21 protein-coding genes are annotated in these 22,014 nt (G+C 72.3%); 12 read left to right on the forward strand and 9 right to left on the reverse strand.

Annotation, left to right across the window (positions count from 1 at the left end; genetic code table 11):
* Positions 1-50: 50 nt before the first annotated feature.
* A complete protein-coding gene (locus ACTWQC_RS15100) occupies positions 51-395 on the forward strand; it encodes a rhodanese-like domain-containing protein (protein ID WP_443316173.1) in 345 nt (114 codons plus the stop codon).
* A 77-nt stretch (positions 396-472) separates the two neighbouring features.
* Here ACTWQC_RS15100 and ACTWQC_RS15105 read toward each other — a convergent pair whose 3' ends face one another.
* The 6 genes from ACTWQC_RS15105 to paaA form a co-directional block, all read right to left on the reverse strand.
* Positions 473-1,621: an acyl-CoA dehydrogenase family protein gene (locus ACTWQC_RS15105; protein WP_443316174.1), complete on the reverse strand. Its 1,149-nt coding sequence runs from the start codon at positions 1,619-1,621 to the stop codon at positions 473-475.
* 119 nt (positions 1,622-1,740) lie between these two features.
* On the reverse strand, positions 1,741-2,850 hold the full coding sequence (gene paaE, locus ACTWQC_RS15110; protein ID WP_443316175.1) for a 1,2-phenylacetyl-CoA epoxidase subunit PaaE: 1,110 nt from the start codon (positions 2,848-2,850) through the stop codon (positions 1,741-1,743).
* Positions 2,851-3,378: a 1,2-phenylacetyl-CoA epoxidase subunit PaaD gene (gene paaD / locus ACTWQC_RS15115; protein WP_443316176.1), complete on the reverse strand. Its 528-nt coding sequence runs from the start codon at positions 3,376-3,378 to the stop codon at positions 2,851-2,853. It abuts the gene before it with no gap.
* Positions 3,372-4,073, reverse strand: a complete 702-nt coding sequence (gene paaC / locus ACTWQC_RS15120) for a 1,2-phenylacetyl-CoA epoxidase subunit PaaC (RefSeq protein WP_443316177.1) — start codon at positions 4,071-4,073, stop codon at positions 3,372-3,374. Before paaC ends, paaD begins: the two co-directional genes overlap by 7 nt.
* Complete coding sequence (gene paaB, locus ACTWQC_RS15125) at positions 4,070-4,378, reverse strand: 1,2-phenylacetyl-CoA epoxidase subunit PaaB (RefSeq protein WP_443316178.1); 309 nt, start codon at positions 4,376-4,378, stop codon at positions 4,070-4,072. Before paaB ends, paaC begins: the two co-directional genes overlap by 4 nt.
* On the reverse strand, positions 4,375-5,319 hold the full coding sequence (gene paaA / locus ACTWQC_RS15130) for a 1,2-phenylacetyl-CoA epoxidase subunit PaaA (RefSeq protein WP_443316242.1): 945 nt from the start codon (positions 5,317-5,319) through the stop codon (positions 4,375-4,377). Before paaA ends, paaB begins: the two co-directional genes overlap by 4 nt.
* 208 nt (positions 5,320-5,527) lie before the next feature.
* Here paaA and ACTWQC_RS15135 point away from each other — a divergent pair, with 208 nt between their 5' ends.
* From ACTWQC_RS15135 to ACTWQC_RS15145, 3 genes are read left to right on the forward strand one after another with little or no spacing between them, the layout of a single operon-like run.
* Entirely contained in the window at positions 5,528-6,205 is a 678-nt protein-coding gene (locus tag ACTWQC_RS15135) for a DUF5819 family protein (protein WP_443316179.1), read from the forward strand.
* A complete protein-coding gene (locus ACTWQC_RS15140; protein ID WP_443316180.1) occupies positions 6,202-7,422 on the forward strand; it encodes an HTTM domain-containing protein in 1,221 nt (406 codons plus the stop codon). The genes ACTWQC_RS15135 and ACTWQC_RS15140 overlap by 4 nt, the downstream gene beginning before the upstream one ends.
* Positions 7,419-8,123, forward strand: coding sequence for a TrmH family RNA methyltransferase (locus ACTWQC_RS15145; RefSeq protein WP_443316181.1), 705 nt, complete (start codon positions 7,419-7,421; stop codon positions 8,121-8,123). The genes ACTWQC_RS15140 and ACTWQC_RS15145 overlap by 4 nt, the downstream gene beginning before the upstream one ends.
* A 34-nt stretch (positions 8,124-8,157) precedes the next feature.
* Here the strand turns inward: ACTWQC_RS15145 and paaN are convergent, their stop codons facing one another.
* On the reverse strand, positions 8,158-9,840 hold the full coding sequence (gene paaN, locus ACTWQC_RS15150; RefSeq protein WP_443316182.1) for a phenylacetic acid degradation protein PaaN: 1,683 nt from the start codon (positions 9,838-9,840) through the stop codon (positions 8,158-8,160).
* Between the two features lie 123 nt (positions 9,841-9,963).
* Between paaN and ACTWQC_RS15155 the strand changes: the two genes are divergently transcribed.
* On the forward strand, positions 9,964-11,487 hold the full coding sequence (locus ACTWQC_RS15155; protein WP_443316183.1) for a 3-hydroxyacyl-CoA dehydrogenase: 1,524 nt from the start codon (positions 9,964-9,966) through the stop codon (positions 11,485-11,487).
* Positions 11,484-12,080, forward strand: coding sequence for a TetR/AcrR family transcriptional regulator (locus ACTWQC_RS15160; RefSeq protein ID WP_443316184.1), 597 nt, complete (start codon positions 11,484-11,486; stop codon positions 12,078-12,080). The genes ACTWQC_RS15155 and ACTWQC_RS15160 overlap by 4 nt, the downstream gene beginning before the upstream one ends.
* Before the next feature lie 36 nt (positions 12,081-12,116).
* On the opposite strand, the gene ACTWQC_RS15165 is transcribed toward ACTWQC_RS15160, so the two are convergent.
* Both ACTWQC_RS15165 and ACTWQC_RS15170 read right to left on the reverse strand, forming a co-directional pair.
* The gene (locus tag ACTWQC_RS15165; protein WP_443316185.1) at positions 12,117-12,527 is read right to left on the reverse strand and encodes a VOC family protein; all 411 of its coding nucleotides are present in this window, start codon (positions 12,525-12,527) and stop codon (positions 12,117-12,119) included.
* Positions 12,528-12,633: 106 nt separating this feature from the next.
* Positions 12,634-13,122, reverse strand: coding sequence for an Lrp/AsnC family transcriptional regulator (locus ACTWQC_RS15170; RefSeq protein WP_443316186.1), 489 nt, complete (start codon positions 13,120-13,122; stop codon positions 12,634-12,636).
* A gap of 217 nt (positions 13,123-13,339) precedes the next feature.
* Here ACTWQC_RS15170 and pdhA point away from each other — a divergent pair, with 217 nt between their 5' ends.
* The 6 genes from pdhA (at position 13,340) to ACTWQC_RS15200 (ending at position 21,917) form a co-directional block, all read left to right on the forward strand.
* Entirely contained in the window at positions 13,340-14,497 is a 1,158-nt protein-coding gene (pdhA, locus tag ACTWQC_RS15175) for a pyruvate dehydrogenase (acetyl-transferring) E1 component subunit alpha (protein WP_443316187.1), read from the forward strand.
* Positions 14,494-15,546: an alpha-ketoacid dehydrogenase subunit beta gene (locus ACTWQC_RS15180; protein ID WP_443316188.1), complete on the forward strand. Its 1,053-nt coding sequence runs from the start codon at positions 14,494-14,496 to the stop codon at positions 15,544-15,546. Before pdhA ends, ACTWQC_RS15180 begins: the two co-directional genes overlap by 4 nt.
* Positions 15,546-17,183, forward strand: coding sequence for a dihydrolipoamide acetyltransferase family protein (locus ACTWQC_RS15185; protein WP_443316189.1), 1,638 nt, complete (start codon positions 15,546-15,548; stop codon positions 17,181-17,183). The genes ACTWQC_RS15180 and ACTWQC_RS15185 overlap by 1 nt, the downstream gene beginning before the upstream one ends.
* A 194-nt stretch (positions 17,184-17,377) precedes the next feature.
* Positions 17,378-18,427, forward strand: coding sequence for a DUF6457 domain-containing protein (locus ACTWQC_RS15190; protein WP_443316190.1), 1,050 nt, complete (start codon positions 17,378-17,380; stop codon positions 18,425-18,427).
* Positions 18,424-20,835 (forward strand): molybdopterin-binding protein, encoded by a 2,412-nt coding sequence (locus tag ACTWQC_RS15195; protein WP_443316191.1) that lies wholly within the window; start codon positions 18,424-18,426, stop codon positions 20,833-20,835. The genes ACTWQC_RS15190 and ACTWQC_RS15195 overlap by 4 nt, the downstream gene beginning before the upstream one ends.
* On the forward strand, positions 20,832-21,917 hold the full coding sequence (locus ACTWQC_RS15200; RefSeq protein ID WP_443316192.1) for a potassium channel family protein: 1,086 nt from the start codon (positions 20,832-20,834) through the stop codon (positions 21,915-21,917). Before ACTWQC_RS15195 ends, ACTWQC_RS15200 begins: the two co-directional genes overlap by 4 nt.
* Positions 21,918-22,014: the final 97 nt, after the last annotated feature.

Genomic DNA, 22,014 nt, shown 5'->3' on the forward strand with positions numbered 1-22,014 from the left:
CCGCCCTGCCGGGCACGGGCCGTGCCCGGAAAGAGACTGAGAGGCTGACCATGCACTTCGCCCAGCTGCCCGCGGTGGACGCCGCGGCGGTGCCGTCCGACGGCTTCCTGCTGGACGTCCGCGAGAACGACGAGTGGGCCGCCGGCCACGCCGAAGGCGCGCTGCACCTGCCGATGAGCGAGCTCGTGGCCCGGTACGGCGAACTGACCGAGGCCGTCGCCGACGGCCGCCGGGTGCATGTGGTGTGCCGGGTCGGCGGCAGGTCGGCGCAGGTCGCGCAGTACCTCATCGGGCAGGGGCTCGACGCGGTGAACGTGGACGGCGGCATGCTCGCCTGGGAGGCCGCGGGTCGTCCGCTGGTCGCTGACAGCGGCGAGCAGGCTTTCGTCCTCTGACCCTTTCGTCCTCTGACCCTTTCGTGCTCTCACACTTTCGTCCTCTGACGCGTTTCCGACGGTGCCAGCGCCCGGCGTCAGCCGAGGGGGTGGGCGGCCAGCAGGTCGCCCAGGGCCTCCTCGTGGGCGGCGGCCGCTCCGAGTGACAGCTCCAGTTGCTTGGCCCAGGCGTGGTAACGGTGCAGCGGGTAGTCGACATCCGCGCCGAAGCCGCCGTGCAGGTGCTGTGCGGTCTGCACTACCCGGCGTACGCCCTCCGAGGCCCAGACCTTGGCGACGGCCACGTCGGCGGCGGGCGGGAGCGCGCCCGTGGTGCCGGTGGCGCTCTGTGCGGCGGTGAGCCGCCAGGCGGCCTGCCAGAGGGTGGCCTCCATGGCCCGCAGGTCGATGTAACGGTCGGCGGCCTGGACGGCGACGGCCTGGAAGGTGGCCACCGGGTGGCCGAACTGCTCGCGCTTGCTGGTGTATTCGCCGGTCATGCCGAGCACGCCCTCCCCGAGGCCGAGCGCGAGCGCGCAGGTCCCGGTGGCGAGCAGATGGCGCAGCCACTCCCACGCCCCGTCGGCGGTGAGCACATCGCGGCCGGCGAGCCGTACGGCTTCGAGGCGGACTTCGGCGTACCGCTCGCCGCTGGTGGACACCTGGTCGGCGAGGGTGACCCCGTCGTGGAGCCGGGGGACGAGCGCGAGTACGGTGCGGCCGTCGCCCGTGCGGGCGGGGATCACGAGGAGATCGGCGGACTGCGCCCAGGGCACGGCCGTCTGCGTGCCGTCCAGGGCCCAGCCGTCGCCGTCCTGCCGGGCGTCGACGGCGAGTTCAGCCGGGTCGTGGCCGGTGCGGCCGTTGGCAGCGACGGTCAGGACGAGTTCGCCGCGGCCGACCTGCGGGAGCAGGTCGTCGCACAGCTCCGCGGGGGCGTATGTCCGCAGGGCGAGGGCCGTGGCGCCGGTCTCCAGCAGCGGGACGCGGGCCAGCACCTTGGCCGACTCGCGCAGTACGAGACACAGCGCGATGGGATCGAGCCCCGCCCCGCCGTGCCGGGGGTCCAGGACCAGGCTCAGCAGGTCGGCCTGGGCGAGCTTGCGCCACAGCGGCCGGTCGAAGTCCTCGGCGACCGCGCCAGGGGTCAGCGCCGGGCTGGGCACTCCGTCGGGTGCGACTCCGGAGAAGACCGCCTTCGCCGCTTCGACGGCCGCCTGCTGCTCCTCGGTGAAGGTGAAGTCCACTGCCTGTCCTCCCGCGCGCCCGGCACACACTTCTGACGAGGCGTCAAGATAGAACAGGTTTCAGGAATAGGGAATGGTGCCACCGGAACCAGTCCGGTACCCGGCGGGACCCGGCCTGGTCAGCGGTCGAAGTCCAGCTCCACCTGCTCGGTGACGGGATGGGACTGGCAGGCCAGTACGTAGCCCGCGCCGACCTCGTCGGCCTCCAGGGCGAAGTTCCGGTCCATCCGCACCTCGCCCGAGACGAGAAAGGCCCGGCAGGTTCCGCACACCCCGCCCTTGCAGGCGTAGGGGGCGTCGGCGCGGTTGCGCAGCACCGCCTCCAGCAGCGACTCGCCGTCCTGTACGGGCCAGCTTCCGGAGCGGCCGTCCAGCGTCGCGGTCACGGTGGCGTGGGCCGGGGCGGCGACGCGGGCGGGTGCCGTCGAGGCGCCGTCGTCCACATGGAAGATCTCCTGGTGCACGCGGCCGCGCGGTACGCCGAGGGCACGCAGCGCCCGCTCGGCGCCCTGCACCAGCCCGTACGGTCCGCACAGGAACCAGCCGTCGACCGCCTCGACCGGCAGAAGTGCGGGCAGCAGTCCGGTGAGCCGGTCCTCGTCCAGCCGCCCGGAGGGCAGGCCGGTCTGCTGCTCCTCGCGGGAGAGGACATGCACCAGCTGGAGCCGGTCGGGGTAGCGGTCCTTGAGGTCGGCCACCTCCTCGAGGAACATCGTCGAGGCGGCGGTGCGGTCGCTGCGTATCAGGCAGAAGCGGGCTTCCGGCTCGCGCGCCAGCAGCGTCGAGACGATCGACAGCACGGGGGTGATGCCGCTGCCGCCGACCACGCCGACGAAGTGTCCCGGCCCCGGCTCGAGTACGAACCGACCGGCCGGTGCCATCACCTCGACGGTGTCGCCGACCGTCAGCTTCTTGAGCGCGAAGGTTGAGAACTCCCCGCCCTCGACCAGCCGTACGCCGACCCGCAGGGTCTCCGGCCCCTCCGGGGCCAGGGCCGGCCCGCAGATGGAGTAGGTGCGGCGGATCTCCGCGCCGCCTCCTGCCCGGCGCAGCGCCAGATGCTGCCCTGGCATGTAGCGGTAGGTCTCGCGCAGCTCGGGCGGCACCGCGAAGGTGACGGCGACCGAGTCGTCGGTCAGCCGGTCCACCGCCGCCACCCGCAGCGAATGGAACGCACCGTGGCGGGCGGCCGGAGCGGAACGGGCCGTCTCGGTCGCGGGGCGGGCCATCTACAACTCCTTGAAGTGGTCGAACGGTTCGCGGCACGACTCGCAGCGGCGCAGCGCCTTGCACGCGGTGGAGGAGAAGCGGCTCAGCAGCGTGGTGTCGGTCGATCCGCAGTGCGGGCAGTGGACCGACAGCTGGATCATGACCGGCCCGCTGCCACCGCCCGGGCGGGGCGGTGCGATTCCGGACTCCTCGAGCTTGCGGCGGCCTTCGGCGCTGATGGCGTCGGTGGTCCATGGCGGGGAGAGGACGGTACGGACCGTGACCTCGGGTATGCCGTACTCGTGCAGCACCCGCTCGATGTCGGCCGACATCGACTCGACCGCCGGGCATCCGGTGTAGGTCGGGGTCAGTTCGACCTCGACCTGGCCGGGGCCGACGACCTGCAGGCCGCGCAGCACGCCCAGCTCCTCCAGCGTGACGACCGGCAGCTCCGGGTCCGGCACCGAGCCGGCCAGCTTGCGGAGTTCCTCTTCGAGGGCGGTCGTGGCAGCCGTGTCACGGGGCTGTGTGTCGCTGGTGGTCACCATGTCGCCCCCGGGTGGCTGCGGTGCAGATGCTGCATCTCGGCGAGCATCCGGCCGAACGGCTCGGTGTGCAGACCCTGGCGACCCGCGCCCGCCGTCCAGGCACCGCTCTGCGGCCCGCCGGGCAGGGCCAGGGTGGCCCGCTCCAGGACGGCCGTCACGGACGCCAGCCAGCCCTGACGCAGTGCGTCCCAGTCCACGGCCACTCCGTCTACGGGTTCGAAGAGCTCGCCCGTGTATCGCCACAGCGCGTCGAGGCCGCGCTGCATCCGGTCGTGGCTCTCCGCCGTGCCGTCGCCCAGCCGCAGCGTCCAGTGCTCGGCGTGGTCCCGGTGGTACGCGACCTCCTTGACGGCCTTGCGAGCCAGCGGTGTGAAGTCGCTCTCGCCGCCCGCCAGTTGCCCGTAGAACAGCTCCTGGTAGGTCGAGAAGTAGAGCTGGCGGGCGATGGTGTGCGCGAAGTCGCCGTTCGGCTGCTCGACCAGCTGGACGTTGCGGAATGCGCGCTCTTCGCGGAGATACGCCAGCTCGTCCTCGTCGCCCGCCATCGACAGCAGTACCCGGGCCTGGCCCAGCAGATCCAACGCGATGTTGGCGAGCGCCACATCCTCCTCGAGCACCGGCGCATGCCCGGCCCACTCCCCCAGCCGGTGCGAGAGCACCAGCGCGTCGTCTCCCAGGGCGAGTGCGGCCGTCACAGGTGCTTCACCCCTTCCGGGATCTCGTAGAACGTCGGGTGCCGGTAGGGCTTGTCGGCGGCCGGCTCGAAGAACGGGTCCTTCTCGTCGGGCGAGGAGGCGGTGATCGCCGAGGACGGCACCACCCAGATCGAGACGCCCTCCGACCTGCGGGTGTAGAGGTCGCGGGCGTTGCGCAGCGCCATCTCGGCGTCCGGCGCGTGCAGGCTCCCCGCGTGGGTGTGCGACAGGCCGCGGCGGCTGCGCACGAACACCTCCCACAGCGGCCAGTCGGCCGCCCCGCCGGTACCGCTCGTCGCGCTCATTCCTTCCCCTCCCCGTGCTTGGCGGCGTAGGCCGCAGCTGCCTCGCGCACCCAGGCGCCTTCCTCGTGCGCCCGCCGACGCTGGGTGATCCGCTCCTCGTTGCAGGGGCCGTTGCCCCGCAGCACCTCGCGGAACTCGTCCCAGTCGATGGCCCCGAAGTCGTAGTGCCCCCGCTCCTCGTTCCACTTCAGGTCCGGGTCGGGGAGGGTGAGACCGAGGGTTTCCGCCTGCGGGACGCAGATGTCGACGAAGCGCTGCCGCAGTTCGTCGTTGGAGTGCCGCTTGATCTTCCAGGCCATGGACTGGGCGGAGTGCGAGGACTGGTCGTCGGGCGGGCCGAACATCATCAGTGAGGGCCACCACCAGCGGTCCACCGCGTCCTGCGCCATCGCGTGCTGCGCTTGGGTGCCGCGGCTCAGGGTGAGCAGCAGTTCGTATCCCTGCCGCTGGTGGAAGGACTCCTCCTTGCAGATCCGGATCATCGCGCGGGCGTAGGGGCCGTAGGAGCAGCGGCAGAGCGGCACCTGGTTGGTGATGGCCGCGCCGTCCACGAGCCAGCCGATGGCGCCGACGTCGGCCCAGGTCAGCGTGGGGTAGTTGAAGATCGAGGAGTACTTCTGGCGGCCGGAGTGCAGCTTGTCGAGCAGTTCGTCCCGCCCTGTGCCCAGGGTTTCCGCCGCGCTGTAGAGATACAGCCCGTGTCCGGCCTCGTCCTGCACCTTGGCCATCAGGATCGCCTTGCGCCGCAGCGAGGGGGCGCGGGTGATCCAGTTCGCCTCCGGCTGCATGCCGATGATCTCGGAGTGGGCGTGCTGCGCTATCTGCCGCACCAGCGTCGCTCGGTATTCGTCCGGCATCCAGTCGCGCGGCTCGATCCGCTCGTCCGCGGCCACCACGGCGTCGAACTCCGCCGCATACGCGCCCGCGCTCCCGGACTCCATCACCGTGGTCACCAGGCACCCCTCTCCGTCGATGAGCCCCACTCCCCGCCGATCAATCGACCAGCCAACCGACCGACCGATCGTTCGGTTCAATGGTGCTGTGGCGGCTCGTAGGGTGTCAAGGCTGTGGATAACTCCATGAGCGCTGTGCTGGGCGGGGTGCTCTGAGTACCGTTCCCCGGAGATCCGGGGACGCGGGAGGGCGGGTATGGAGCGAGACGAGGACGAAACAGCGGCGGCGCCGGGCGGCGTAGCCGCACTCTCGCTGCCCTCGCGAATAGTGATAGCGGTGGCGGTCGCGGTCGTGGCCGTCGCCGCCGCCGTGCACGTGTCGATGGTCTTTCTGCACGTCGCCCCCTCCAACACGATCACCAAGCGGCACGGCGCGGCGGTCGACGAGTACGTCTATCCGGAGTTCGAGCAGAACTGGAAACTGTTCGCTCCCAACCCACTCCAGCAGAACATCGCGGTACAGGCCCGCGCCGAGGTCCGTACGGCGGACGGCGGGATCGCGACCACGGAGTGGACCGACCTGTCCGCCCAGGACGGCGCCGGGATCCGCCACAACCCCCTGCCCAGCCACACGCAGCAGAACGAGCTGCGCCGGGCCTGGGACTTCTTCACCGGCTCGCACGACGCCGAGAACAGGCCGGACGGCCTGCGCGGCCAGCTCTCCGAGCGCTACATCCGGCGGATCGTGATGGACCGGTTCGGCTCGGAGGAGAACGGCGGCAGGGTCGAGCGGATCCAGGTGCGCTCGGCGACCACCCCTGTCACCCCGCCCCCGTGGAGCGACGAGAAGATCGACACCAGGACCGTGCATCGCGTACTCCCGTGGTGGACGGTCGCCGCCGCTGACCTCCCCGAGGGAGCCGACAGCCCGTGACGCCGAACCTCCCCGTCCGCCGGACCGAGCGCGGGCTCGCGCGCGGCATCGCCCGTGTCACCGGCAGCGCCCTCGGCCCGTACCAGACCGCCGTGGTCCGGATCGGCTTCTCCTTCACCTGGCTGTTCTTCCTGCTGCGCGAATGGCCGCACCGCCACGAGCTGTACGGGCCCGATGGCCCGTGGAGCTGGGATCTGGCCCGGCAGATGATCGACGGGAACGGCGCCTTCACCGTGCTCATGTGGTCCGACGGGCGACTGTGGTTCGAGTCCGTCTACGCCTTCTCGCTCGCCGCGAGCGCCCTTCTCATGCTCGGCTGGCGCACCCGCACCATGTCCGTGCTCTTCATGGCCGGGGTCCTGTCGCTGCAGAACCGCAGCATCTTCATGGGCGACGGCGGCGACAACGTCGTCCACCTCATGGCGATCTATCTGGTCCTCACGCGCTGCGGCCAGGTGTGGTCGCTGGACGCGCGGCGGCGGCGCAGGAGGGAGCAGGAGGGAGCCCTTGAGCCGGGGCGGGACCCCGCGGGCATCGCCCTGTGGTCGGTCCTCGGCGCCGTTCTCGCCGCTGCCACCCTCCTGGACCGGCTGAGCTGGGGATGGGCGCTGGTCTTCTGGGGGCTGTGGATCATCCATGCCCTGTGGTGGGCGGTGCGCCGGTACGCGCGCGTGGAGTCGGCGGTCGGGCGGGAGACGGCGACCGTGCTGGACGTCATCGCCAACCTGGCCCACAACGGCGCCCTGCTGGTGATCATGGCAGAGGTGTGCCTGATCTACGCGACCGCCGGCTGGTACAAGATCCAGGGCTCGCGCTGGCAGGACGGCACGGCGGCCTTCTACCCGGTCAACCTGGACTACTTCGCGCCCTGGCCCCTGGTCTCCGACCTCGTGGGCAGCAGCGGCGTGCTGGTGATGCTCATCACCTACGGCACGGTGATCGTCCAGGTCGCGTTCCCGTTCACGCTCATGAACCGGCGTGTCAAGAACGCGCTGCTGGCCGTGATGATGCTCGAGCACCTGGCGTTCGCGGTGGCCTTGGGCCTGCCGTTCTTCTCCCTGGCCATGATCGCTGCGGACGCCGTTTTCCTGCCGACCGGCTTTCTGCGCCGGGTCGGTGGCCTGGCCGCGCGCCTGCGCCCCCGCCGGTCGTCCCGCGCGGACTCGGAGCCCGAGGGACGCGGCAGCGCGGAGCCCGACCGTACCCTCGTCGGGTGAGCACCGTGAGCAGCCTCAGCAGCCCCGGCAGTGCCGGTGCCGGGAACACCGAGGCCATCCAGTACGACGACGGCTACACGCCTGCGGAGGTCGGCGTCGGGCCGCACCCCCGGCCGTGGCCGACCGGCGATCACTACGACCCCGAGCTGCTCGCGCACGGCGACCGGCGCAATGTCGTCGACCGCTACCGCTACTGGAAGCGCGAGGCGATCGTCGCCGACCTCGACACCCGCCGTCACGACTTCCATGTGGCGGTGGAGAACTGGGGCCACGACTTCAACATCGGCTCCGTCGTACGCACCGCCAACGCCTTCCTGGCCAAGGAGGTCCACATCGTGGGGCGGCGCCGCTGGAACCGGCGCGGCGCCATGGTCACCGACCGGTACCAGCATGTGCGCCACCACCCGGACACGGTCGGCCTGACCGCCTGGGCGGCCGCCGAGGGGCTGCCGGTCATCGGGATCGACAACCTCCCCGGGGCCGTCCCGCTGGAGACCACCGAACTGCCGCGCCGCTGCGTGCTGCTGTTCGGGCAGGAGGGACCCGGCCTGACCGAGGAGGCCAGGAAACACGCGGCCCTGGTGTGCTCGATCGCCCAGTTCGGCTCGACCCGCTCGATCAACGCGGGCGCGGCGGCCGCCATCGCGATGCACGCCTGGATCAGCCGCCACGCCCGCGTGGAGACCCCGGAAGCGCTGTAGCCGGGATCCGGATCCCGGAGCCACGCCTGGGCGTCTACGCGGGCCGTCGCACCTCGACCGTGCGGAAGCGGTTCGCCACGAACGCCCCGTCGCACAGCGCCGCATTCGCCGCCGGGTTGCCGCCCGAGCCGTGGAAGTCCGAGAACGCCGCGGTCTGGTTGACGTAGACCCCGCCGGTCAGGTTCAGCGACAGCTGGGCGCACTCCTCCCAGCACGCCTCCTCGACCAGCCGCTCGATCTCGGGCGAGCTCGTGTACGCGCCGACGGTCATCGCGCCCTTCTCCCGGACGGTGCGGCGCAGCAGCTCCACCGCATCGGCCGTCGAGTCCACGGCCACCGCGAAGGACACCGGCCCGAAGCACTCCGCCAGGTAGGCCGCCTCGTCGTCCGGCTTGGCTCCGTCCAGCTTGACGATCACGGGCGTACGGACGGTGGCGTCCGGGAAGTCCGGGTGCTGCACCGCGCGCGAGGCGAGCGCGACCTTCCCGAGGCCGGGCGCCGCCTCGATGCGCTCCCGTACCTGCGGGTTGACGATCGCGCCCAGCAGCGCGTTCGCCCGCGCGTCGTCGCCCAGCAGGCCCTGCACCGCGCCCGCCAGGTCGGTGACGACCTCGTCGTACGACTTGTGGCCCGCGTCCGTGCCGATCCCCTCCCGCGGGATCAGGAGGTTCTGCGGGGTCGTGCACATCTGGCCGCTGTAGAGCGACAGCGAGAAGGCGAGGTTGCCCAGCATCCCCTTGTAGTCATCGGTGGAGTCGATGACTACGGTGTTCACCCCGGCCTTCTCGGTGAACACCTGCGCCTGGCGGGCGTTGGCCTCCAGCCAGTCGCCGAAGGCGGTCGAGCCGGTGTAGTCGATGATCCGGACCTCGGGACGCACGGCCAGCGCCTTGGCCAGGCCCTCGCCGGGCCGCTCCGCGGCCAGCGCCATCAGATTGGGGTCGAATCCCGCCTCGGCCAGCACCTCGCGGGCGACGGCGACGGTCAGCGCCAGCGGCAGCACTGCCCGCGGATGCGGCTTGACCAGCACCGCGTTACCGGTGGCCAGGGATGCGAACAGACCGGGGTAGCCGTTCCAGGTGGGGAAGGTGTTGCAGCCGATCAGGAGCGAGATGCCGCGGGGCACGGCGGTGAACTGCTTGTGGAGGTTGAGCGGGTCCCGCTTGCCCTGCGGCTTGGACCAGTCCGCCGCGTCAGGGGTGCGGACCTGCTCGACGTACGCGTACGCCACCGCCTCCAGGCCGCGGTCCTGGGCGTGCGGCCCGCCGGCCTGGAAGGCCATCATGAACGCCTGCCCGCTGGTGTGCATGACCGCGTGGGCGAACTCGTGGGTGCGCGCGTTGATCCGGGAGAGGATCTCCAGGCACACCATGGCCCGCGCCTCGGGCCCGGCCTCCCGCCACGCGGGCATCGCCGCGCGCATGGCCGGGAGCAGCGCATCGGCGTCCGGGTGCGGATACTCCATGCCCAGCTCCAGGCCGTAGGGGGACACCTCGTCGCCCACCCAGGCGTCGGTGCCCGGCTGGTCGAGGTCGAGCCGCTTGCCGCGCAGGGCGTCGAAGGCGGCCTGTCCGTCACCGGCGGCGCTCTCCCCGTAAGCCTTCGGGTGCTCCGGGTGCGGTGACCAGTACGCGCGCGTGCGGATGGCCTCGAGCGCCTGGTCGAGCGTCGGGCGGTGCTTCTCGATCAGCTGGACAGCGGTGAGATCGGCGGCCATGACTGACCAACTCCTCGTTGAGCTGGGCCGGAAAAGGGCAACAGGGTTAGAGTAACCGAACGATCGGTCGGGACAAGGGGGCCTGTCGAGCCTGTGGACAACGTGTACGAGAGGATCTCGGCCATGATGGCAATCGACCGGACCGGAACCGTCGGCGTCGTCGGCACCGGGACCATGGGCCAGGGAATCGCCCAGGTCGCGCTGCTCGCAGGACACCCGGTGAGGCTCTACGACGTCGCTCCCGGCCGGGCCGGGACGGCCGCCGACGCCGTCATGGCGCGGCTCGACCGGCTGGTGGAGAAGGGCCGGATCACACCCGCGGAGCGCGAAGCGGCCTATGCCCGCCTCGATCCGGTCGGGGACATCGCCGGCCTCGCGGACGCGCAGCTCGTCGTCGAGGCGATCCTCGAGGATCTGGTCGCCAAGCAGCAGCTGTTCACGGCGCTCGAGACGGTCGTCTCCGGCGACTGTCTCCTCGCCACCAACACCTCGTCGCTGTCCGTCACGGCGGTAGCCGGCGCGCTGCGCCGCCCGGGACGCGTCGTCGGGCTGCACTTCTTCAACCCCGCGCCGCTCCTCCCCCTCGTGGAGGTGGTGAGCGGCTCCGCCACCGACGAGGCCGCGGCCACACGCGCGTACGACACGGCCGCCGCCTGGGGCAAGACGCCCGTCCACTGCGCAGACACCCCCGGGTTCATCGTCAACCGCCTCGCCCGGCCCTTCTACGCCGAGGCCTTCCGGCTCCATGAGGAGCGGGCGGCCGATCCCGCCACGATCGACGCGGTGCTGCGCGAGTGCGGCGGCTTCAGGATGGGACCGTTCGAGCTGACGGACCTCATCGGTCAGGACGTGAACGAGGCGGTCACTCGCTCCGTGTGGGAGGCCTTCTTCCAGGACCCGAAGTTCACGCCGTCCATGGCCCAGCGGCGCCTCGTCGAGGCCGGGCGGCACGGGCGCAAGGCGGGGCGCGGGTGGTTCGGCTACGGCGAGGGGGCGCAGAAGCCGGAGCCGCACACCGCGGAGCAGTGCAAGGCCCCGGACACGGTCGGGATCCACGCGGGCCTGGGACCGGCCGCGGTCCTGCGGGAGATGATCACGGAGGCGGGCATCGAGGTCACGGGCGACGGGGCGCCGGAGCCTTCCAAGGGCTTCATCGCCCTGCCCGACGGCACCCGGCTCACGCTGACCGACGGCTCGGCCGCCACGACCGATCCGGCCGGCAACTGCATCCGCTTCGACCTCGCGCTGGACTACCGCACCGCGACCCGTATCGCGCTGGCGCCCTCGGACACCGTCCGCCCCGCGGCTCTGCAGTCGGCCATCGGCCTCTTCCAGGCGCTGGGCAAGCAGGTCAGTGTGATCGACGACGTCCCGGGCATGATCGTCGCCCGCACTGTCGCGATGCTCGTGGACTTCGCCGTCGACGCGGTCGGCCGCGGCGTGGCCGGTCCGCAGGACATCGACACCGCGATGCGGCTCGGTGTGAACTACCCGCGGGGCCCGCTGGAGTGGGGGGACGAACTGGGCGCCCGATGGGTGCGTGATGTCCTGCGGAACCTCCACGGCGCATATGGCGCGCCCCGCTATGCGCCCTCCCCGCTCCTGTGCCGCCGTGCGGCGGCCGACGAGAGGCTGCTTTCATCATGACCATGGCCAAGCGCGACACCTATACGCCCGAGTCGCTGCTCGCGGTCGCCGTCGAGGTCTTCAACGAGCGCGGCTACGACGGCACCTCCATGGAGCACCTCTCCCGCGCCGCGGGGATCTCCAAGTCGTCCATCTACCACCACGTCCGCGGCAAGGAAGAGCTGCTGCGACTCGCCATATCCCGTGCCCTGGACGGGCTGTTCGGCATCCTTCAGGAGCCGCAGGCCACGGAGGGGCGGGCCATCGACCGGCTTGAGCACGTGACGCGGCGCACGGCGGAGGTGCTGATGGCAGAGCTGCCGTACGTGACGCTGCTGCTGCGGGTGCGCGGGAACACCGACACCGAGCGGTCGGCCATGGCGCGCCGCCGCGAGTTCGACCAGCAGGTCGCCGAGCTGCTCAAGCAGGCCGCGGCGGACGGGGACCTGCGGGACGACGTCGACGTACGGCTCGCGACGCGGCTGCTCTTCGGAATGATCAACTCGATCGTGGAGTGGTACCGCCCGCACGGCGGCCACGCGGGCCACGCCGACGGCGAGGAAGTGGCGGAGGCGGTCGTGCGGATGGCCTTCGCGGGCCTGCGGACCAGCTGAGGAGCCGTACGGCAAGGCGGTCAAAGGTGAGGGCGCTCAGCCCTGTTCCTGCATCGCGGACGGATCCATGGAGAAGATCTCCCAGAGGTGGCCGTCGGGGTCCTGGAAGGTCCGCCCGTACATGGGGCTCTGGTCGTCGGTCTCCCTCGAAGGCTGCGCGCCGGCCGCGAAGGCCTTGTCGGCCAGCTCGTCGACCCGCTCCCGGCTCTCGACGCCCAGCGCCACGATGGCCTCCGTGCTTTTCCTGGTGTCGGCGATCTCCTTGCCGGTGAAGGTCTTGAAGAACGGCTCCGTGAGCAGCATGGCGTAGATGTCGTCGCTGATCACCAGGCATGCCGCACGGTCATCGGTGAACTGCGGATCGAACGAGAAGCCGGTCCTGGTGAAGAAGTCCTTCGACTTGGCGAGGTCCTTCACGGGGAGGTTGACGAAGATCTTCGTGGACATCAGGGGTCTCTTTTCTCTCGCTGCTCGGCGTGTGGTGCTGCTTCGGAGAGATAGACCTCGCGGTTGTCCGGAACTCATCGGTGGCGGAGAGTCCGACCGGAAGGAGTCACTCCTCCGGCCAGAGGTCCGTCTCCTCGAAGACCAGCAGCGTGCGGGTGCTCAGCACCTCGGGTATGGACTGGATGCGGGTGAGCACCAGCTCGCGCAGCGCCCTGTTGTCCTCGGTGTGGACCAGCAGCAGGACGTCGAAGTCGCCGCTGACCAGGGCGATATGGGTGGCGCCCGGCAGCTCCTTGAGCTGCTCGCGCACCGTGCGCCAGGAGTTCTGCACGATCTTGAGGGTGATGTACGCGGACGCGCCCTGGCCTGCCCGTTCCTGGTCGATGCGGGCGCTGAAGCCGCGGATCACCCCGTCCTCGATGAGCCGGTTGATGCGCGCGTAGGCGTTGGCGCGCGAGACGTGCACGCGCTCGGCCACGGAGCGTATCGAGGCGCGGCCGTCGGTGCGCAGCATCCCGAGGATCGCGCGGTCGATCGCATCGAGGGGGCGTGAGGGCGGAATCCGGTCTTCTTCGGCCATCCGTTCAGCTGCCATCCCGCTGCGCCTCCCCGATATGGACGTCCTGTCTTCATCTCAGGCTGTGGAGAACCGTTTGTCCACAGGCTGGGTCCGCCTGTAGCCAAAATGTGCCGACGACCGAACAATCGGTAGGTGAGACGCTCCCCTGGCTCCGCCGGGGGACCCCAACCGCGTCCGCCGGAAGCCTGCCCGTCCCGGCCCACCGGCATGGGATCTCCAGGAGGTGCTCGATATGACGGTCCTCGAACAGCCCGGGTCGTACCACCCCGCCCCGCCGCCCTCCTGGCGGCCCCGCGTCGATCCCGCGCCGCTGCTGCCCGACGCGGAGCCGTACCGCATCCTGGGGACCTCTGCGGCGCGGGACGCCGACCCGTCCCTGCTCCGGCGGCTCCACGCCGAGCTGGTGCGCGGCCGCCGTTACAACACGCAGGCGACGGCGCTCACCCGGCAGGGGCGGCTGGCCGTCTACCCGTCCAGTACCGGCCAGGAAGCCTGCGAGGTCGCCGCGGCGCTCGTCCTCGAGGACCAGGACTGGCTCTTCCCCAGCTACCGCGACACGCTCGCGGCCGTCGCCCGCGGCCTCGATCCCGTGCAGGCGCTCACGCTGCTGCGGGGCGACTGGCACACCGGCTACGACCCGTACGAGCACCGCGTCGCCCCGCTCTGTACGCCGCTGGCCACCCAGCTGCCGCATGCGGTCGGCCTCGCGCACGCCGCCCGTCTCAAGGGGGACGACGTCGTCGCGCTGGCCATGGTCGGCGACGGCGGCACGAGCGAGGGCGACTTCCACGAGGCGCTGAACTTCGCCGCCGTCTGGCAGGCCCCCGTCGTCTTCCTCGTCCAGAACAACGGCTTCGCCATCTCCGTGCCGCTCGCCAAGCAGACGGCCGCGCCCTCCATCGCCCACAAGGCGGTCGGGTACGGCATGCCGGGCCGGCTCGTCGACGGCAACGACGCGGTGGCGGTTCACCAGGTGCTGAGCGAGGCCGTGCGGCGGGCGCGCAGCGGCGGCGGGCCGACGCTCGTCGAAGCCGTCACCTACCGGATCGAGGCCCACACCAATGCGGACGACGCCACCCGCTACCGCTCGGACTCCGAGGTGGAGGAATGGCGCGAGCACGACCCGATAACCCTCATGGAGCGCGAGATGCGCGAGCAGGGTCTGCTGCACGACGCCGTGGTGGAGGCCGCGCGCGACTCCGCCGAGCGGCTGGCCGCCGACCTGCGGGCGCGGATGAACCAGGACCCGCTCCTGGACCCCATGGACCTGTTCGCCCACGTCTACGCCGAGCGGACCACGCAGCTGCGCGAGCAGGCCGAGCAACTGCGTGCCGAGCTGGACGCGGCGGAGGACGAGCAGGCCGGCAGCGAAGGGGAGGGCGGGCAGTGACCACGGCACCAGCCACCGCAGAGCCGGGCTCCGGCGTGCGCAAGCCCGCGACCATGGCACAGGCCCTGGGGCGCGCGCTGCGGGATGCGATGGCAGAGGACCCGTCCGTGCACGTCCTCGGAGAGGACGTGGGCACGCTGGGCGGCGTCTTCCGGATCACCGACGGCCTCGCGAAGGAGTTCGGTGAGGACCGCTGCACGGATACGCCGCTTGCGGAGGCCGGGATCCTGGGCACGGCCGCCGGGATGGCGATGTACGGGCTGCGGCCCGTCGTCGAGATGCAGTTCGACGCCTTCGCGTACCCGGCGTTCGAGCAGCTCATCAGCCATGTCGCGCGGATGCGCAACCGCACGCGGGGCGCCATGCCGCTGCCGATCACCGTACGGGTGCCCTATGGCGGCGGGATCGGCGGGGTCGAGCACCACAGCGACTCGTCCGAGGCTTACTACATGGCGACGCCCGGACTCCATGTCGTCACACCGGCGACCGTCGCCGACGCGTACGGGATGCTGCGGGCCGCGATCGCCTCCGACAATCCGGTGATCTTCCTCGAGCCGAAGCGGCTGTACTGGTCCAAGGCCGACTGGTCGGCCGACGAGCCGGAGGCGGTGCCGCCCATCGGGCGGGCCGTCGTCCGCCGTACGGGCCGCAGCGCCACGCTCATCACCTACGGACCCTCCGTGCCGGTGTGCCTGGAGGCGGCGGAGGCGGCGCGGGACGAGGGATGGGACCTCGAAGTCCTCGATCTGCGCAGCCTGGTGCCGTTCGACGACGAGACGGTGAGTGCATCGGTCCGCAGGACCGGCCGGGCGGTGGTGGTTCACGAGTCCACCGGTTTCGGCGGCCCCGGCGGGGAGATCGCCGCGCGGGTGACGGAGCGGTGCTTCCACCATCTGGAGGCCCCCGTGCTGCGCGTCGCCGGGTTCGACATCCCGTATCCGCCGCCGATGCTGGAGCGGCACCATCTGCCGGGTGTGGACCGCGTTCTCGACGCGGTCGCCCGGCTCCAGTGGGAGTCAGGCTGGACCGAGGCGGAGGGCATGCGCTGATGGCTGTGGTGCGCGAGTTCACGCTGCCCGACCTGGGCGAGGGGCTGACGGAGGCCGAGGTCGTCCGCTGGCTCGTGCAGGTGGGCGATGTGGTGGCCGTCGACCAGCCGGTGGTGGAGGTCGAGACGGCGAAGGCGACGGTTGAGGTGCCGTGTCCCTACGGGGGCGTGGTGACCGCGCGCTTCGGGGAGGAAGGGACCGAACTTCCGGTCGGGGCACCACTGTTGACGGTCGCCGTGGGCGTGGACTCCACGGCCTCGCAGGCGGAGGATTCCGCGGAGCCCGCGGAGCCCGCGGGGCGGCCGGGCTCGGCGGCCGAGGAGGGCTCGGGGAACGTTCTGGTCGGGTACGGCACGGGTGCGCCGGCCGCGCGTCGCCGCCGGGTCCGGCGTTCGGGCGGGTTCTCCCGGTCGGCCACGGAAGGCGAGAGAGAGCCGCGGGCGGCGGACGTGGCGCACGCGGGCGGTGGCCGGGGCGGGCGAGCCGGGGCGGGGGCGCCGTCCGGCGCCGCGGGTACCGGCCCCAGGGACCGTGCGTCGGGCGGGCAGACCGTGGACGGGCTGTCCGCGGTCGAGCGAGCTGCGGCCGGGCAACACACGGCCGGGCAACCCACGGCCCGGCAACCCACGGGCGGGCACTCCGCGGACGGATGGTACGCAGGCCAAGCAGGAGAACGGGCAGGCGGGCCCGTCGCCGTGATCTCACCGCTGGTGCGGCGGATCGCGCGGGAGCACGGGATCGATCTGCGGGCGGTGAAGGGGTCCGGGCCCGAAGGGCTGATCCTGCGGGCCGACGTCGAGGAGGCCGCGCGGAGGATGACCGTGACCGCGGCGCACGGCGAGGCGGCTCCGTACGCCGCGGCCGGGACGACCGGCCCCGGGCCCGTCCTCGCCGGGTCGCCCGCCGGACAGCCGACTGGCGAGCACGCGGGCGTGGGGGGCCCGGAGCGCGAGGAGCGGATTCCGCTGCGCGGGGTGCGCGGGGCCGTCGCCGACAAGTTGTCCCGCAGCCGCCGCGAGATTCCCGACGCGACGTGCTGGGTGGACGCCGACGCCACTGAGCTGATGGCCGCCCGGACCGCCATGAACGCCTCCGGCGGGCCCCAGGTGTCGCTGCTCGCACTGCTGGCCCGGATCTGCACCGCCGCGCTCGCCCGCTACCCCGAACTGAACTCCACCGTGGACACCGAGAACCGCGAGATCGTACGGCTGCCCGCCGTGCACCTCGGGTTCGCGGCGCAGACCGAGCGGGGCCTGGTCGTGCCCGTCGTCCGGGACGCGCAGGCCCGTACGACGGTCGGGCTGACGGAGGAGATCGCCCGGCTGACCGAGGCAGCGCGGGCGGGCGCGCTCACGCCCGCCGAGCTCACCGGCGGCACCTTCACGCTCAACAACTACGGCGTCTTCGGCGTCGACGGCTCCACGCCGATCATCAACCACCCGGAAGCGGCGATGCTCGGTGTCGGACGAATAGTGCCGAAGCCCTGGGTGCACCAGGGCGAGTTGGCAGTCCGGCAGGTCGTACAGCTGTCGCTGACCTTCGATCACCGGGTGTGCGACGGCGGCACGGCCGGGGGCTTCCTGCGGTTCGTGGCCGACTGCGTCGAGCAGCCCGCGGTGCTGCTGCGCACGGTGTGACCGAGGGGACACCGGGGCCTTCCCGATCTCTCCTGGGACTCTTCCGGTGCCTTCGCCCGGCTTCTGTCCTGGCTTCCGCCTGGCTTCCGCCTGGCTTCCGCCTGGCTTCCGCCCCCCCGTTCCGCCCCGACCCCCGCACACCGTCCGCGTACCTCAGGGGTGACTACGGGGCGCGCCCGGCCATACTCGGGTGCATGACTGCGCATGCGTACGACGCCGTGGTGCTGGCCGGAGGAGCCGCGAAGCGGCTGGGCGGCGCCGACAAGCCCGGCCTTCGGGTCGGCGGGCGCCGGCTCCTGGACCGGGTGCTCGGCGCGTGCGCGGACGCCGCCGTCACGGTCGTCGTCGGCTCCCGGCGGCCGACCGCACGGGTCGTGCGCTGGACCCGAGAAGACCCGCCCGGCGGCGGGCCGCTGGCTGCCCTCGACGCGGGCCTGCGGCAGGTCACGGCACGGGTCGTGCTCGTGCTCTCCGCCGACCTGCCGTTCCTGTCGGCGGCTACGGTGCGGGGGCTGCTCGCGGCACTGGACGGTCCGCCGGAGGGTCGCGCGGACTCCGGCGGTCCGGGTCCCAGGGGCGGTCCGGGGCCTGCGGACGGTCCAGGGTCCGCGGGCAGTCCGGGTTCGCTGGGCGGTCGGGATTCCACGGACGGTCCGGATTCCACGGACGGTCCGGATTCCACGGGCGCTCCGGGTGCCGGGGACAAGGCCGACGCGGTCGTCCTCGTCGACGCCGACGGGCGTGACCAGCCGCTGGTCGCCGCGTACCGCACCGAGCCGCTGCGCCGCGAACTCGCCCTGCTCGCCGCCGAGCACGGCGGCCTCGCCCACCTGCCCCTCCGGCTGCTCACCGCCGAGCTCACCCTTCACCGCCTGCCCGGCCCCGACGCAGCCGCCTCCTCCTTCGACTGCGACACCTGGGAGGACATCGCCGCGGCCAGGGCCCGTATCAGGGAGCATGGAAACGTGCTGGACGAATGGATTGCCACAGTCAAGGACGAACTCGGGATCGAGCTGGACGTCGACACCGGCGTCCTGCTGGACCTAGCCCGCGATGCCGCGCACGGCGTGGCCAGGCCTGCGGCGCCGCTGACCACCTTCCTGGTGGGGTATGCGGCGGGCCGGGCGGGCGGAAGCGCGGCCGAGGTCGCGACCGCCGTCCGCAAGGCGGCGGCGCTCGCCGAGCGCTGGGCCGAGGAGTCCCCCGACGGCCCGGCCAGCGGCCCCGAGAAGACGGCGGGATGACGGACCCGGGCGTGGGCCGCGACGGGCCGTGGAACGTGGAACACCCGGCGGCCGGTGAAGTCGGCCGAGCGGGCGTCGATCATGCGGACCACCTGCATGCGGATCCCCTGCATGCCGACCGTCGCCATGCCGGCCTCCAGGCGGGCCATGCGCTCGAGCCCGGCGACCCGCTGGAAGTAGCCGCGGCGCTGGAGGCAGCCGACGCGCTGGATGCCGACGAGCCGCGGAAGGCCGACGACGCGCTGGAGGTCGACGACGCGCTGGCCATCGCCAACGAAGGGCGACACAGCGGCTCCGCCGCGCAGGGCACGGGCCGCGCGGCCCGGCGCGAGCCGGGCGGTTCCGCGTCACGCACCCGCCGCGCAGCGCACCTGGTACGTATCGAGGGCGGGGCAGCCGAGCCGAACGACGCGGGAGACGCCGCCGAGCCCTCCGGGGGCGGAGTGATCCGGCCGGAATCGCAGCGGGGCGGCGGACAGCACGGCACGCCGGGTCGGGAGCGGGCGCGGGATTCCGCTGAGCCGGAGTCGGACGAATTGTGGCCGGGAGCGTTCCACCACAGCGCGCCGCAGCAGACCTCCGTCCCGCAGGGCGGAACACCGCGGTCCGGTGCCGCACAACCCGCGGAGGCGGCGGCCGGGCGGCCCGGCCACGCCCATGGCGTTCATGGCGTTCATGGCGTTCATGGCGCGCAGGGCACCGATACCGCCCATCACGCCCATCACGCTATGTCCTGGAGCGAAGCCCGGGACGTGGCCGCGCGGGCCGCGGGTGGGCCGTTGCCTTCCGTCGTACGGGGGCTCGTGGACGCGCTGGGGCATGTGCTGGCCGAGCCGCTGGTCGCACTGACCGACCTGCCGTCGTTCGACACCTCAGCCATGGACGGATGGGCAGTCGCGGGCCCCGGGCCCTGGCGGATCACCACGAGCGCCGCGGACACCACGAGCGCCGCGGACACCACGAGCGCCGCGGACACCGCGGACGCCGCGAACGCCGCCGACGCCGCGGACGCTGCGGACGCCACGTCCTCCCGGGACGTCCCGTACACCGGAGGCTCCGAGCACGGCATCCTCGCCGGACATGACGCTCCCCCGCCGCTGCCCGACGGCCAGGCGGTCCGTATCGCCACCGGCGCGCGGATCCCGGCCGGTACGACGGCGGTGCTGCGCAGCGAGCACGGCGAGGTGCGGGAGCGCGAGGCGCGGGAGCCGGTCCGCGACGAGCCGCAACCACGACCACACGGCACCGAACCACCCGCCGACCAGCCGCCCGCCGACCAACTGCCCACCGACCAGCTGCCCACCGACCAGCCGCCCGCCAACGAACCGCCCGCCAACGAACCGCCCGCCGACGAGCCGTACCGCGCGGTGCGCGGTGCCCCGCGCGAGGCCTGGCTGCACGTACTCCCCGGCCGGGGACCCGTCGCGCCGGGCCAGGACATCCGCCCCCGCGGCCAGGAGTGCCGCCGCGGCGACCGGCTGCTGCCCGCCAGGACGCTCGTGACCCCCGCCGTGCTCGGCCTCGCCGCCGCCGCGGGCTACGACGAGCTGCGCACGTTCCCCCGCCCCCGCGTCGAAATCCTCGTCCTCGGCGACGAGTTGCTGGACGCGGGCCTCCCCCGCGAGGGCCGGATCCGCGACGCGCTCGGTCCGATGCTCGGCCCCTGGCTGCGCGCACTCGGCGCGGAGGTGATCGGTACGCACCACCTCCGCGACGAAGCCGACATCCTCCACAAGGCCGTCATCGCATCCACCGCCGACCTCGTCGTCACCACTGGCGGCACCGCCTCAGGCCCCGTCGACCACGTGCATCCGACGCTTCACCGCGCCGGTGCCGCCCTGCTGGTGGACGGAGTCGCCGTACGCCCCGGGCACCCCATGCTGCTCGCGCGGCTCGCCCCCGGTAAGCACCTGGTGGGGCTCCCGGGCAACCCGCTCGCCGCCGTCTCCGGGCTGTTCACGCTCGCCGAGCCCCTGCTCCGTATGCTCTCGGGCCGGGCGGCCTCGGCAACCGACGAGGCGGGAACCGCCGCCACGACGGCGACAGTCGGCCTCACCGCCGCCGTTCAGGGCCATCCGCACAACACCCGGCTCGTCCCCGTCGCCCTCCGCGGCGGCCGCGCCGTGCCGCTGCACTTCCACGGGCCCGCGATGCTCCGCGGAATTGCCGCTTCCGACGGGCTGGCGGTCGTGCCGCCCGGCGGCGCGGAGCCCGGGGACGCGGTGGAGTACCTCGAACTGCCCTGGTCCACCAGCCACATCAGCCTCACCGGCGCCGGCCCCAGCCCCACCAGCCCCAGCCCCACCGGCCCCAGCCCCACCAGCGGCGCCGACGCCACCCCCACCAGCGACGCTCCCACCAGCCCAGTCGCCCCCGGCAGTCCTCCGCACCGCGGGACCAACGCGTGAAGCTGCCCAGCCAGGACGCCGCCGCCCGCGTCGCACCCGAGCCCGGCGGCTACCGCATACAGCTCCCCCGCCGCACCGTCCGCGGACCGCTCCAACAGGTCGTCGGACGCCTGCTGATGGCCCTCTTCGTCCTCCTCGCGACGGTGCTCCTGGTCTACGCCGAGCGCGACGAGTACCACGACAACGCCGACGTGGACGTCGACTTCCTCGACTGCGTCTACTACGCGACCGTCACCCTCTCGACCACCGGCTACGGCGACATCGTCCCGTACGGCGACGGCGCCCGGTTCACCAACGTCGTCCTCATCACACCCCTGCGCGTGCTCTTCTTGATCATCCTGGTCGGCACGACCCTCGAGGTCCTCACCGAACGCAGCCGCGAACAGTGGCGGCTGAACCGCTGGAGGTCCGCCTTGCGCGATCACACCGTAGTCATCGGCTTCGGCACCAAAGGCCGTACCGCCCTCCAGACCCTGACCGCCAAGGGCCTGTCCAAGGAAAAGGTCGTGGTCATCGACCCGAGCCAGAAAGTCATCGACACGGCCACCGCAGACGGCTTCGTCGGCGTCGTCGGGGACGGCACCCGCAGCGATGTCCTGCTGCGCGCCGAGACGCAGCGGGCCGGACGTATCATCATCGCCACCCAGCGCGACGACACCGCCGTCCTCGTGACCTTGACGGCCCGTCAGCTCAACCGGGGCGCGAAGATCGTGTCGGCGGTCCGCGAGGAGGAGAACGCGCCGCTGCTGCGCCAGTCCGGAGCGGACGCTGTGATCACCAGCTCCAGCGCCGCGGGCCGCCTGCTCGGCCTCTCCGTCGTCAGCCCCAGCTCGGTCACGGTCATGGAGGACCTGATCCAGCAGGGCAGCGGCCTGGACCTGATCGAGCGCCCGGTGGTGAAGGCCGAGGTCGGACGGTCCGTACGGGAGGTGGACGACCTGGTCGTGTCCGTGCTGCGCGGGCACCGGCTCCTCGGCTACGACGACCCGAAGGCCAGCCCGCTTCAGGCGACCGACCGGATCATCGCCATCAGCCGCGCCAGGCCCCAGACCAACACCCTGGACCGGGAACCGGAGCAGTAGCCGCTGCCCGGACCGGCTGGACCCGGACCGGCTGGACCTGGACCGGCTGGACCTGGACCGGCTGGACCCGGACCGGCTGGACCCGGACCGGCTGGAC

It is taken from the genome of Streptomyces sp. 8N616, from assembly GCF_052246385.1.
Taxonomy (GTDB): domain Bacteria; phylum Actinomycetota; class Actinomycetes; order Streptomycetales; family Streptomycetaceae; genus Streptomyces.